The 13,452-nt window shown below is 65.4% G+C and carries 9 protein-coding genes and 1 pseudogene; 4 read left to right on the top strand and 6 right to left on the bottom strand.

The features are described 5' to 3' along the window. Positions 1 to 49: 49 nt before the first annotated feature. From chvE to CXR00_RS09320, 5 genes are all read right to left on the bottom strand, one after another. Positions 50 to 1,150 (bottom strand): multiple monosaccharide ABC transporter substrate-binding protein, encoded by a 1,101-nt coding sequence (chvE, locus tag CXR00_RS09340; RefSeq protein ID WP_258060351.1) that lies wholly within the window; start codon positions 1,148 to 1,150, stop codon positions 50 to 52. Between the two features lie 195 nt (positions 1,151 to 1,345). After that, the gene (locus CXR00_RS09335; protein ID WP_104054236.1) at positions 1,346 to 2,569 is read right to left on the bottom strand and encodes a kynureninase; all 1,224 of its coding nucleotides are present in this window, start codon (positions 2,567 to 2,569) and stop codon (positions 1,346 to 1,348) included. Positions 2,570 to 2,587: 18 nt separating this feature from the next. Then, positions 2,588 to 3,514, bottom strand: a complete 927-nt coding sequence (locus tag CXR00_RS09330; RefSeq protein WP_104054235.1) for a MaoC/PaaZ C-terminal domain-containing protein — start codon at positions 3,512 to 3,514, stop codon at positions 2,588 to 2,590. Continuing rightward, positions 3,511 to 4,851, bottom strand: a complete 1,341-nt coding sequence (locus CXR00_RS09325; protein WP_104054234.1) for a 3-oxoacyl-ACP reductase — start codon at positions 4,849 to 4,851, stop codon at positions 3,511 to 3,513. Before CXR00_RS09325 ends, CXR00_RS09330 begins: the two co-directional genes overlap by 4 nt. A 2-nt stretch (positions 4,852 to 4,853) precedes the next feature. Continuing rightward, a complete protein-coding gene (locus CXR00_RS09320; protein ID WP_104054233.1) occupies positions 4,854 to 6,191 on the bottom strand; it encodes an acetyl-CoA C-acetyltransferase in 1,338 nt (445 codons plus the stop codon). Positions 6,192 to 6,268: 77 nt separating this feature from the next. Between CXR00_RS09320 and CXR00_RS09315 the strand changes: the two genes are divergently transcribed. Next, the gene (locus tag CXR00_RS09315; protein WP_258060350.1) at positions 6,269 to 6,976 is read left to right on the top strand and encodes a TetR/AcrR family transcriptional regulator; all 708 of its coding nucleotides are present in this window, start codon (positions 6,269 to 6,271) and stop codon (positions 6,974 to 6,976) included. Between the two features lie 61 nt (positions 6,977 to 7,037). Next, the gene (locus CXR00_RS09310) at positions 7,038 to 9,131 is read left to right on the top strand and encodes an acyl-CoA dehydrogenase (protein WP_104054231.1); all 2,094 of its coding nucleotides are present in this window, start codon (positions 7,038 to 7,040) and stop codon (positions 9,129 to 9,131) included. Positions 9,132 to 9,216: 85 nt separating this feature from the next. On the opposite strand, the gene glgA is transcribed toward CXR00_RS09310, so the two are convergent. Beyond that, entirely contained in the window at positions 9,217 to 10,431 is a 1,215-nt protein-coding gene (gene glgA / locus CXR00_RS09305; protein WP_104054230.1) for a glycogen synthase, read from the bottom strand. A 137-nt stretch (positions 10,432 to 10,568) separates the two neighbouring features. Between glgA and glgC the strand changes: the two are divergent. Together glgC and CXR00_RS09295 are read left to right on the top strand one after the other, a co-directional pair. After that, positions 10,569 to 11,816: pseudogene (gene glgC / locus CXR00_RS09300) on the top strand (glucose-1-phosphate adenylyltransferase); the annotation flags it as partial. A gap of 190 nt (positions 11,817 to 12,006) precedes the next feature. Continuing rightward, positions 12,007 to 13,446 carry an SDR family oxidoreductase gene (locus CXR00_RS09295; protein WP_104054228.1) on the top strand — a complete coding sequence of 480 codons (1,440 nt, stop codon included), beginning with the start codon at positions 12,007 to 12,009 and terminating at the stop codon, positions 13,444 to 13,446. Positions 13,447 to 13,452: the final 6 nt, after the last annotated feature.

Genomic DNA, 13,452 nt, shown 5'->3' with positions numbered 1-13,452 from the left:
CCGGGGGCGGAAGCATTTGCTGCCGCCCCCGGCACCGCGGTGGTCGGGATTACTGCAGGTCTGAGGCTTCGTAGTAGCCGCTGTCCACGAGGACTTCCTGGTAGTTGTCTTTGGTGACCACCACCGGGTCCAGCAGGAAGGTCGGAACAATCTTGACCTTGTTGTCGTACGTCTCGGTGTCATTGACCTCGGGGTCTTCGCCCTTGAGCACGTCGTCGACCATGGCCACGGCCTGCTCGCCGAGGGTGCGGGTGTCCTTGAAGATCGTGGAGTACTGCTGGTTGTCCATGATCGACTTCACCGAGGCTGCTTCGGCGTCCTGGCCGGTAATGACGGGCAGGGCATCCGGCGCGTAGCCGGATCCGGTCAGGGCGGAAATGATGCCCAGGGAAATGCCGTCGTACGGGGAAAGGACGCCGTCCACTTTTTCGCCGCCGGAGTAGGTGCTGGCAATCAGGTTCTGCATGCGCTTCTGTGCCGTGGCGGGATCCCAGCGCAGTGTGGCGATCTGGGTGAAGCCGGTCTGGCCGCTCTTGACCACCAGCGTGCCCTTGTCGATGTAGGGCTGCAGGGTGTCCATGGCACCGTCATAGAAGAAGTTGGCATTGTTGTCATCGGGGCTGCCGGCGAAGAGCTCAATGTTCTTGGGCTCGGTGGCGCCGGTGTCCTTGCCTTCGGCGTCGAGGATCCCCAAGCCGGTCAGCAGCGACGTGGCCTGCTGCACGCCCACGGTGTAGTTGTCGAAGGTGGTGTAGTAGTCCACGTTCGCGTTGCCGGTGATCAGGCGGTCATAGGCGATGACCTTGATGCCGGCGGCTGCAGCATTGTCCAGCTGGTCGCTGAGGGCGGTGCCGTCGATAGCGGCGATCACCAGGACCTTGGCTCCCTTGGTGATCATGTTGGAGACCTGCTGGACCTGGGTGGGAATGTCGTCGTCGGCATATTCCAGGGTGGTTTCATAGCCCAGGTCCTCAAGGGAGGCCTGAATGGAGTCGCCGTCCTTGATCCAGCGCTCGGAGGTCTTGGTGGGCATCGCGATGCCCACCAGCGCACCGGCATTGTCACCTGATTCGGCGCCGGAGTCAGCGCCGCCGCGGCCCGATCCGGAGCCGCAGCCGGCTACGGAAACGGCAAGGATTCCGGCCGTCACGCTAAGAAGTAGTTTACGGATTTTCACGAAGGAGCCCTTTCGATGGACGTCTCTGTCTAACGGGGGAATCTGCCGGATGGTCGAAGCGGTTTCGCTTTCCGCCTCCCGGAAGAGAATGAGAAGTGGATCACATTTGTGAGCGCTAACATTATGGCGCCCGAAAGGACCCGGTTGTCAATTCGATTCTGTTCGGGCCTAGCGGCGCAGTTCAGCCAGCACCGCGGAAATGCCGGTGAAGGTCTCCTCGAACGAGGTGGACAGCGGAGACAGTCCCAGCCTGATGCCCGACGGATTACGGTAATCCGGGATGATGCCCTGCTCCCAAAGAGCTGCAGTAACAGCTTTGAACGCCGGATGGTCAATGGTGATATGACTCCCGCGCTGCGCCGCGTCCCGGGGAGAGGCAACGACGACGCCGTGCGGGGCGAGCAGAGCGTCTACGGCCGTCAGCGCGTACTCCGTCAGGGCCACCGATTTTGCGCGCACTGCTCCGATGCCTGCTTCGGCAATGAGCGCAATCATGTCCCGCATCGGCAGCATGCCCAGCACGGGCGGAGTGCCGGAGACAAGCCTGCGGATACCGGCGGCGGGTTGATATCCCTGCGCCATGCCGAACGGATCGGCGCTGCCGAGCCAGCCCTGGATGGGTTGCTGGAAGTCCGCCTGGTGCCGCGACGCCACGTAGGCCCACGCGGGAGCACCGGGTCCCCCGTTGAGGTACTTGTAGCTGCAGCCCACAGCGTAGTCCACATTCCAGGCGTCCAGCTGTGCGGGCACGGCACCTGCTGAATGGCACAGGTCCCAGAGCACCAGTCCCCCGGCCGCATGAACCACCGCCGTGATGGCACCGGCGTCGGCCAGGTACCCGGAGCGGTAGGCCACGTGGCTGAAGACGGCCAGTGCGGTTTTTGGCCCCACAGCCGCCGCCACCGCCTCCGCCGTGACACCGCCGTCGTAATCCGTGGCAACCCAGCGAAGGGTCAGCCCGCACTCGCGCGCAATGCCCTCCATGACATATCGGTCGGTGGGAAAGTTGTCGGCGTCCAGGACAATTTCAGTGCGCCCGGGCCGGGCGGCCACCGCGGCCCGGCCCAGTTTGTAGAGCAGAACGGTGGTCGAATCAGCCACGATGCACTGCCCGGCAGCGGCCCCGAGTGCTGTGGCTCCCAGTTCGTCGCCTATCCGGGCAGGCAGGTCCAGCCACTGCTCATCCCAGCCGCGGATCAGCCGCCCGCCCCACTGCTCCCGGACAAAGTCCTGGAGGTGTTCCGCAGTGGCACGAAGCGGCCGGCCCAGGGAGTTGCCGTCCAAGTAGGAACTCACCCCGTCGGCTTCCAGGAAGCGGTCCCGGAAGCCGGCCAGCGGGTCAGCAGCATCGAGTTCCTTCGCAGCAATGAGCAGCAGATCCGGTTCAGTCATGAGCGCACCTTAGCAAAACTACGGGTTCTGGACCGCGCCGGAAGCCGCCAGCGGCTGGACGGATCCGGCGAAGTGACGGCGGCGGGAGCGGTTGTTCCAGCCCACGAAGGTGGAACCCGCGTACCGGCCGTCCGTCTCCGCGTCCTGGATGGAGAGCGAGACAGTGGCCGGCAGGAACACCGGCGATTCGAAGTCGATGCTCCACTCGTACGGCTCCTCCCGGTTCTGCACGGTGTCAGCAACCACCCGGGAGGCAAGATACATCCCGTGGGCCAGGGACCGCTTCATACCCAGCGCCTTCGCCGACAGGCGGCTCAGATGGATGGGGTTGAAATCTCCCGACACCCCGGCATAATTACGCCCTGCGTCCGCGCCGAGCCGCCACATGGCAGTGGGCTGCGGCGGCACGAAGTCCGGGCGGTCGGCCCGAGCTTCCTGCCGGTCAAACCGGGGCAGGAAAACACCCTTGGCCAGGTAGGTGGACCGACCGTGCCACACCACGTCACCGGATTCGGTGGCGCTGACCTCAGCGATCAGCTCCACCTGGGTGCCTGCCCGGTGCCCGGCCAGATTTTCAGCCCAGGCCGTTACCGTCAGGGGCTCGGTGTAGTGAATGGGGCGGAAATGCTGTACCTGGTTCCGCAGGTGCACCATCCCCAGCAGCGGCAGCGGGAAATCCTCCCGTGCCATCAGGGACATGGCCACAGGGAACGCGAACGTGTGCACGTAGCCGGTGGGCAGGTAGTCAGTGGCACTGTGCAGGACCAGCCGCTGGAAATCGGTCAGCTTGGCCAGATCGACGACGGCGCCGCGCACCTCATGCCGGTCGGACGGCAGGACGCTGGACCCCTTGGCCGACGACAGGCGTGACTTCGCTGCACTGCCCACGGCGCCCGCATACAGCTTCCCGAGGGCGGGAATCTCATTCAGCGTCGTCGTGCTCATGCGCCCACCATATTCTGTCCGCACACCCGGACCACCTGGCCGTTGACTCCCGCCGCCGAATCCGAGGCGAGGAACGCGATGGTTTCCGCCACGTCCACGGGCAGCCCGCCCTGCTGCAGGCTGCTCAGCCGGCGGGCAACCTGCCGGGTGAGGGCCGGGATGGCTGCAGTCATGTCGGTCTCGATGAAGCCCGGCGCGACGGCGTTGATGGATCCGCCCCGCGGTGCCAGCAGCGGTGCCGTAGCCCGGACCATGCCGATGACGCCGCCCTTGGAAGCGGCGTAGTTGGTCTGGCCGCGGTTACCGGCGATGCCGCTGGTGGAGGCCAGCGAAACGATCCGCCCCTCCGGGCTGAAGCGGTCCGAGGCCAGCAGGGTCTCGTTCATGCGCAGCTGCGAGGCAATGTTCACGGCTATGACGGAGCCCCAGCGGGCCTCATCCATGTTGGCCAGCAGCTTGTCCCGGGTGATCCCGGCGTTGTGGATCACGATGTCCAGGTGGCCGTAGCGCTCTGCGGCATGGGCGAGGATGCGGTCCGCGGCGTCCTCGCGGGTGATGTCCACCTGCAGGGCGGTGCCGCCAATCTCGTTGGCGACCTTCGCCAGCTGCTCACCGGCGGCCGGTACGTCCACCACGATGACCTTTGCGCCGTCCCGGTGCAGGACCCTGGCGATTGCCGCGCCGATGCCGCGGGCCGCTCCGGTCACGACGGCGACCTTGCCGGCCAGCGGTGCGTTCCAGTCGGAGGGCACCTTACCGGCGTCGGACCCCACGGTGATGAACTGACCGCTGACGTAGGCGCTCTTGCCGGAGAGGAGGAAACGCAGTGCGGCTGCCACGGACGGCGCCGTTGCCTGAACTCCGTTGGCCAGCACAATGCCGTTGGCGGTGGCACCGCCGCGCAGTTCGTGGGCGATGGAGCGCAGCGTGCCGTCGACGCCCTGGCGGGCAGCCGCCGCGGCGGGATCCTGCGCCTCGGCTGCCGGACGGGAAACGGTGACCACACGTCCGCCCGGTGCGAGGTCACGCAGGGCCGCGCCGGCAGCCAGCACCGGCTCGCCAAGATCGGTGGGTGAGGCGGCGTCGTCCAGCACGATCAGGATGGCGCCGAGCTTTTCCTTCGGCGTGGCATGGCGGCGGACATCCTGGTCCCAGGAGAGCAGCAGCTGGGACAGGTCGTCGGCGGTTTCACCCTTGCCCAGCACCAGAACAGGTCCCGGCACCAGCGGCTTGGACGGGTCGAAGCGGCGCAGGATGGCCGGTCGGGGCAGGCCGAGCTTCTTGGACAGGTCCCGGGTGAAACCGGTGTTGACCAGCTTGAGGTAGGTATCAGTCATGGTTAGCGCGCCTCCAGGATCGCGACGAGGCCCTGTCCGCCGGCAGCGCAAATGGAAATCAGGCCGCGGCCGGATCCCTTTTCGTGCAGCATCTTCGCCAGGGAGGCGACGATGCGGCCGCCGGTGGCGGCGAACGGGTGGCCGGCGGCCAGGGATGAGCCGTTGACGTTGAGCTTGCTGCGGTCGATGCTGCCGAGCGGCCCTTCCAGGCCAAGGCGGGTGCGGCAGAACTCGTCGTCTTCCCATGCTGCAAGAGTGGAGAGCACGGTGCCGGCGAAGGCTTCGTGGATTTCGAAGAAATCGAAGTCATCGAAGGTCAGGTTGTGGCGGGCCAGCAGGCGCGGCACGGCAAAGGCCGGAGCCATCAGCAGCCCGTCCTTGCCGTGCACAAAGTCCACGGCGCCGGCTTCGGCGTCAACAATGTTGGCCAGCATGGGCAGGTCATGTTCGCGGGCGTAGTCCTCGGAGCCCAGCAGCACCACGGAGGCGCCGTCGGTCAGCGGGGTGGAGTTGCCGGCGGTCATGGTGGCTTCATCGCCCAGGGACTTGCCGAAGGCCGGCTTCAGCTTGGCCAGTTTCTCCATGGTGGTGTCCGGACGCAGGTTCGCATCCCGGGACAGGCCGCGGTAGGGAGTCACCAGGTCATCGAAGAATCCGCGGTCATAGGCTGCGGCCATGTTGCGGTGGCTGTTGTACGCCAGCTCGTCCTGTGCTTCGCGGGTGATCTTCCACTGCGCGGTGGTCAGCGCCTGGTGCTCGCCCATGGACAGTCCGGTGCGCGGCTCGCCCGTGGAGGGTGCATTCGGGGAGAGGTCCTTGGGGCGGATCTTCGCGACGGCGGCCAGCTTCTGCTTGGTGGTGCGGGCACGCGACAGGTCCAGCAGCGCCCGCCGCAGGCCTTCGCTGACGGCAATGGGAGCGTCCGAAGCGGAGTCGACGCCGCCGGCAATGGCGGAATTCAGCTGTCCCAGCTTGATCTTGTTGGCCAGGCTGACCACTGTCTCAAGCCCGGTGGCGCAGGCCTGCTGGACGTCATACGCGGGTGTTTCCGGCGACAGTGCCGAGCCCAGAACCGCTTCGCGGGTGAGGTTGAAGTCCCGGGAATGCTTCAGGACGGCACCGGCGGCCACTTCGCCGATCCGCTCACCCTGCAGGCCAAAGCGCGCAACCAATCCGTCGAGGGCTGCCGTGAGCATGTCCTGGTTCGAGCTGTAGGTGTACTTCCCGCCGGAGCGGGCAAAGGGGATGCGGTTTCCGCCAATGACGACGGCTTTTCGCACGGCGGGGGCAGGGGTGTTCCCGCCGGTTGCGGCGGGTTCGGCCTGGGGCTGGACAGCCATGGTGTTGTCTCCTTGGAAAATGCAGCTAAGTGTGAGGGGAGTTACTGCAACCCAGCGTACCTGATACGCTGAGTATCGTGAACACCGCTTTACAAGATCCCCCTCCCCCCGCACCGTCGGATGGCCGGTCGCTGCGCTGGGAGGCGCACCGGGCCGAACGTCGCCGTGAGCTGATCAAAGCAGCCAGGCGTGCTGTTCATGCCCTGGGTTCCGGAGCCTCCATGGAGGAGATTGCGGCCGCCTCCGGAACATCCAAGTCCGTCTACTACCGCTACTTCGGCGACAAGGCGGGCCTGCAGCAGGCAATGGGCGAGGTTGTCCTTTCCCAGATGCAGGACAAGATCCTCGCCGCAGGCCGTACGGCGGATTCGCCCCGGGCCGGCCTGCAGGCCATGGTTTCCGCCTACCTCCAGATGGCCCAGACCTCCCCCAACGTGTACGCGTTTGTCACGGGCGGCACCGCTGAGGCTTCGGGCAGCGCAGGGCCGCGCTTCTCCGACAGCCTCACCTCCTTCTTCGAAGCCATCACGGAAATGATGGAACGTGCTTTGCGCGCCTATCTGGACAGCCGCTCCAACGGCTCCTCTCCCGGCAGATCGTCCGCACCCGAGCTCGGCATTGCTGCCGGATTCTGGCCGACGGCGGCACTGGGCATGGTCCGTGCCGCCGGAGAACGCTGGCTGGCAACTCCCCCCGGACCGGGAAAGCCCACCGAGGCCCAGATGACCGAGCAGCTGACGGCCTGGCTCTTTGACGGCATCGGCTACGAGCAGGGACCGCCGTGACCCGCACCAACATCCCCAGCACCACCTCCCCCGGCACGACAACCAACCAGAAGGACACGCAATGACGCAGACAGTCTCCAAGTCCGCACGCCCGATCCCCGCGAGTTCCGTACGCGATGATGACAGCGCCGTCGTCGACGTGGACGCGCTGAGCCGCGCCCTGCTGGGCAAGTGGGCCGACATCCGGCTCCAGGCCCGTGAGCTCGCAGGCCGCGAAGAACTGCACACCCCTGCGGGCCTGAGCCACACGGAACACCGTGAACGGGTCATGACGCAGCTGAAGGTGCTGGTCGACACCAAGGCCGTGCACCGTGCATTCCCGAAGTACGTGGGCGGCGAGGACAATCACGGCGGCAACGTTGCCGGTTTCGCAGAACTCGTGGTGGCCGATCCGTCCCTGCAGATCAAGGCGGGCGTGCAGTGGGGCCTCTTCGGCTCCGCCGTCCTGCACCTGGGCAACCGGGAGCACCATGAGAAGTGGCTGCCGGGCATCATGAGCCTGGAGATCCCCGGCTGCTTCGCCATGACGGAGACCGGCCACGGTTCCGACGTTGCCAGCATCGCCACCACAGCGGAATACGACGTTGAAAAAGAAGAATTCATCATCAACACCCCCTTCCGTGCCGCGTGGAAGGATTACATCGGCAACGGTGCGGTCTACGGCAAGGCCGCCGTGGTCTTCGCCCACCTGATCACCAAGGGCGTTGACCACGGTGTCCACGCGTTCTACGTCGAACTGCGCGACGACAACGGCTTCCTTCCCGGCGTGGGCGGCGAGGACGACGGCGTCAAGGGCGGCCTGAACGGCATCGACAACGGCCGGCTGCACTTCTCCAATGTCCGCATCCCCCGCACCAACCTGCTCAACAAGTACGGCGACGTCGCAGCGGACGGCACTTACACGTCCTCCATCGAAAGCCCCGGCCGCCGGTTCTTCACCATGATCGGCACCTTGGTCCAGGGCCGGGTGTCCCTGGACGGCGCCGCGGTGGCCGCCAGCAAGATGGCACTCAAAACCGCCATCCAGTACGGAACGGAGCGCCGCCAGTTCAACGGTGCCTCGGACATCAAGGAAGAGGTGCTGATGGACTACCAGCAGCACCAGCGCCGCCTGCTGCCCCGGCTGGCCACCACGTTCGCCGCTTCCTTCGCCCATGACGAACTGCTGCAGAAGTTCGACGACGTCTTCTCCGGTGCGCACGACACCGACGAAGACCGTCAGGACCTGGAGACCCTCGCGGCTGCCCTGAAGTCCTTGTCCACTTGGCATGCCCTGGACACCCTGCAGGAGTGCCGCGAGGCCACCGGCGGCGCAGGCTTCCTGTCCGAAAACCGGTTCACCGCACTGCGCGCGGACCTGGACATCTACGCCACCTTCGAAGGCGACAACACCGTCCTGCTCCAGCTTGTCGCCAAGCGCCTCCTGGCCGACTATGCCAAGGAGTTTGTCGGCGCTGACTTCGGCGTACTGGCCCGCTACGCCGTCGGACAGGCAACAGACCGCACGATGCACCGCACCGGACTGCGCCAGATTGTGCAGGCCTTCGCTGACACCGGATCCGAGAAGAAGTCCGCCGTTGCCCTCCGTGACCCCAAGACCCAGCGCGACCTGCTGACCGACCGCGTCGGCACCATGGTGGCAGAGGTTGCCGGCGCACTGAAGGCGGCCCGGGGACTGCCGAAGGATAAGGGCGCCGAGGTGTTCAATGCCAACCAGCACGCGCTGATCGAAGCAGCCCATGCGCATGCGGAACTGCTGCAGTGGGAGGCATTCACCCGTGGCCTGGAGCGGATTGAAGACGCCGGAACCCGCCAGGTCATGACCTGGGTCCGCGACCTGTTCGGCCTGTCCCTGATCGAGAAGAACCTCGGCTGGTACCTGATGAACGGGCGCCTGTCGGCCCAGCGTGCCCGCACCTTGGGCCCGTACATCAACCGCCTCCTGGCCAAGATCCGCCCGCATGCCGTGGATCTGGTCGATTCCTTTGGCTACGGTCCGGAGCACCTGCGGTCCAAGATCGCATCCGGAGAAGAGAAGGCACGCCAGGACGAGGCCATGGAGTACCAGCGGCTGCTGCGCGCCAGCGGCGCCGCTCCGGTGGATGAGAAGATCCTGATCCAGCGAAAGAAGCAGGCGGCCAAGGCCAAGCGCTAACTTTCACTCCGGCAATTGTTGCCGGACCACCTGTAGGATCCTGGAGGCCCGAACCGCACAGCGGTTCGGGCCTCCAGTGCTTTGCCTACACTTGCCCCGTTGCTGCAGGGAGTACTGAACGGTAGACGTCAAGCGTGGACTTGGCGATGGACTCCCAGGAGAAGTGGTCCGTGGCGCGGCGCCGTCCTGCCTCCCCCATTGCCCGGGCCCGGTCCGGATCCGTCACCACCTCGGTAAGCGCGGCGGCAAAATCGCGGACAAAAGTTTCGGGATCCAGCGGAATTCCGGTGCCGTCAGTGACCTGGTCAATGGGTACCAGCAGGCCGGTGACTCCATGATCGACTACTTCCGGGATTCCGCCCGTGGCGCTGGCGACGACGGCGGTTCCACAAGCCATGGCCTCCAGGTTGACGATCCCCAGCGGTTCATAAATGGACGGGCACGCAAACACCGTGGCCGAACTGAGGACCTTGATCAGTTCATCGCGCGGGAGCATCCGCTCGATGACGACAATGCCGCTCCGCTTTTCCCGCAGTGCCTGGATCAGCGCGGCTGTTTCTGCGGCAAGTTCGGGGGTGTCGGCAGCGCCCAGGCAGAGCACGAGCTGGACCTCGGGGGGCAGCAGCGCGGCGGCCCGCAGGAGATACGGCAGCCCCTTCTGGCGCGTGTTGCGGCCAACGAACACGACGCTCGGACGCTCCGGATCAATACCCAGGGCCGAAATCCCCACGGGATCAGCGTCAGGGTGCCAGAGTTCGACGTCGATCCCGTTGTGCACCACGCGCACCTTGGCCGGATCCACTTCGGGATAGCTGCGCAGGATGTCCTGCCGCATGCCTTCAGACACGGCAATAATGGCGGCTGCGGCGTCGTACGCGGTCTTCTCGACCCAGGAGGACAGCGCATAGCCGCCGCCAAGCTGCTCGGCTTTCCAGGGACGCAGCGGCTCCAGGCTGTGGGCGCTGAGTACGTGGGGAATGCCGTACAGGAGGGAACCCAGATGCCCCGCCATATTGGCGTACCAGGTATGGGAGTGGACCAGGTCCGCACCCTCAAGTCCCTGGAGGATTTCCAGGTCGGTGCCCAGTGTCTGAACGGCCGGGTTAGAGGCGTCCAGCCCGGCCGGAACGCCGTAGGCCGTTACGGATGCACCGTGGTAATCAGCTGCCCTCGGGGCTCCGAAACAATGCACATGAAGATCAACGTACTCAGCGAGCACACGGCTCAACTCAGCAACGTGGACACCCGCTCCGCCATAGATTTCGGGCGGGAATTCCTTGGACACAATATCTACTCGCACTAAACCAACGTAGTGCACCGGCGCGGCAGTGATCTAGTCTGAAGAACAGCAGACTTACAACCGCGGGGCGCAGCGCCGCAGTAATTCGTCACATGCTGCAACAGATATACGAGTAACGGAAACAGGGGAATAACAAAATGGCGCCAAAGAAGGTCCTGGCCGTTGTCCTTGCTGGTGGGGAAGGCAAACGCCTGATGCCCCTAACCGCGGACCGGGCAAAACCCGCAGTTCCGTTTGCCGGGCGGTACCGGCTCATCGACTTCGCACTGTCCAACCTGGTGAACTCGGGCTACCTGCAGATCGTGGTCCTGACCCAGTACAAATCACACAGTCTGGACCGGCACATTTCGGAGACCTGGCGGCTCTCCACCCAGCTGCGGAACTATGTGGCGTCAGTGCCTGCACAGCAGCGCGTGGGCAAGAGCTGGTTCCTGGGAAGCGCCAACGCGATCTATCAGTCCATGAACCTGATCGACGACGCACAGCCGGACATTGTGGTGGTAATCGGCGCAGATCACGTGTACCGGATGGACTTCTCGCAGATGGTGGAGGCCCACATTCAATCCGGCGCCTCGGTCAGCGTCGCCGCCGTCCGGCAGCCGCTGCACCTGGCGGACCAGTTCGGCGTGATCGAGACTGACCCTGAACGCCCCGGCATGATCGGTGCCTTCGTAGAGAAACCGGCTACCACTCCCGGGCTTCCGGATGATCCGGACATGTTCCTGGCCTCGATGGGCAACTACGTCTTCAACACCGATGCGCTGGTGGAGGCCCTCAAGGTTGACGCCGAACGCCTGATCACCAAGCACGACATGGGCGGGGACATCATTCCCTACTTCGTGGAACGCAACGACGCCGCCGTCTACGATTTCTCGCACAACATCATCCCCGGGTCCACGGGCAGCGATCACCAGTACTGGCGCGACGTCGGCACGCTGGATTCCTACTACGACGCCAACATGGACCTGATTTCTCCCCTGCCGGCGTTCAACCTCTACAACTTGCAGTGGCCCATCTACACCCGCCAGAGCATCTCCCCGCCGGCCAAGTTTGTGCGCAGTGCCTCCGACCAGGCCGGCACCGCCATTGACTCGATCGTTTCCGACGGCACCGTCATTTCCGGCGGAACCGTCACCGGATCCGTGCTGGCGCAGGACGTTTATGTGTCCACCAACGCAGTGGTGGCCGACTCGGTGCTGATGGACAACGTGCAGGTGGGTGAGGGTGCCGTGATCCGCCGTGCCATCATCGACAAGAACGTGCAGGTTCCGCCGGGAGCCACCATCGGCGTCGACCGCGATCTTGACCTGGCGCGCGGCTTCACCGTCACCGAGTCCGGGCTGACAGTGCTTAGCAAGGGACAAAAGGTCACCCTTCCCGAGCCTGAACCCGAGGCAGCACCGGCGTAGGTCCGTCCGGACAGCCGGACGCAGACGGGCTCGCCCGTTGTGATGTTCGACCGCCGCGGCACCCCCGATACGGGGTGCCGCGGCGTTTCGTTGTAAGGTCGGATGGCATCACGTATGCCTTCGCCGTGTCGACCGCCGGCGCCGATTCACAGCAGAAACGATTTTCATGAGCACCCCCGACCTGAGCCCCGAAGACCTTGCCGCCTGCCTGCGGGTCCTGTCCTCCATCCATGTCCTGGATGAGGAAGATCCGGACTACGTTGCCGTCCGACGCGCCACCGCCAAGATGTTCAAGTCCGTCAAGAAGCACAAGAAGCTTGAGAAGCGCAGCGCCGTCGCAGAGGCGGACCGCGCCGTTGTCGCCCTGACGGCCACCGGCGCCTCCGACCGAATCGACGACGAGACCCGCGGCGCCCAGCTGAAGACCTCGGCCCACGGCCCCTCTGCCGGCACGCTGCTCAAGCCCCGCAACTGCTACATCTGCAAGCAGCCCTACACCGTGGTGGACGCGTTCTACCACCAGCTCTGCCCGGAGTGCGCCGCCTTCAGCCACGCCAAGCGCGATGCCACCACCGATCTGACCGGCAAACGCGCCCTCCTGACCGGGGGCCGTGCCAAGATCGGCATGTACATCGCCCTGCGGCTGCTGCGCGACGGTGCGCACACCACCATTACCACCCGGTTCCCGAAGGACGCCGCACGGCGCTTTGCTGCCATGGAAGACTCGGCGGACTGGCTGCACCGGCTGAAGATCGTGGGCATTGACCTGCGTGATCCGGCGCAGGTCATCTCGCTGGCCGAATCCGTGGCCGACGCCGGCCCCCTGGACATCCTGATTAACAACGCCGCCCAGACGGTGCGCCGGTCCTCCAACGCCTACCAGCCGCTGATGGACGCCGAGCTCGAGGCACTGCCGGAATCCGCCGTTATGCCGGAGCTGGTCACCTTCGGGAACACCTACAACGCGCACCCCACCGCCCTTGCCGGATCGATTGCCGAGCATCCGGTGCTGGCCGGCGACGCCGTCACGTCACTGGCGCTGACCGCGGGCTCCTCCTCGCTGGAGAAACTGAACGCCGGAACGGCAATTGACGCCGGCGGCCTGGTCCCGGACACCGCACCGATCAACTCCTGGACCCAGGTGGTGGACCAGGTGGAGCCGCTGGAAATGCTGGAAGTCCAGCTCTGCAACGTCACTGCCCCGTTCCTGCTGGTCAACCGGCTGCGTCCGGCGATGGCAGCCTCCCCCGCACGCCGCAAGTACATCGTCAACGTCTCCGCCATGGAGGGCCAGTTCAGCCGCCGCTACAAGGGTCCGGGCCATCCGCACACCAACATGGCCAAGGCCTCGCTGAACATGCTCACGCGCACCAGCGCCGGGGAAATGCTGGAAACGGACGGCATCCTGATGACTGCCGTGGACACCGGCTGGATTACCGATGAGCGTCCGCATCCCACCAAGGTGCGCCTGGCCGAGGAGGGCTTCCACGCTCCCCTGGACCTCGTGGACGGTGCGGCCCGAGTGTATGACCCGATTGTCATGGGTGAGGCAGGCGAGGACCAGTACGGTGTTTTCCTGAAGGACTACAAGCCCTCGCCCTGGTAGGCCGAA

The sequence above is a fragment of the Arthrobacter sp. 9E16 genome, from assembly GCF_002929435.1.
GTDB lineage: Bacteria > Actinomycetota > Actinomycetes > Actinomycetales > Micrococcaceae > Arthrobacter_B > Arthrobacter_B sunyaminii.
The sequence above is the reverse complement of the archived record's forward strand: the minus strand, read 5'-3'. Positions and strand labels throughout refer to the sequence as shown.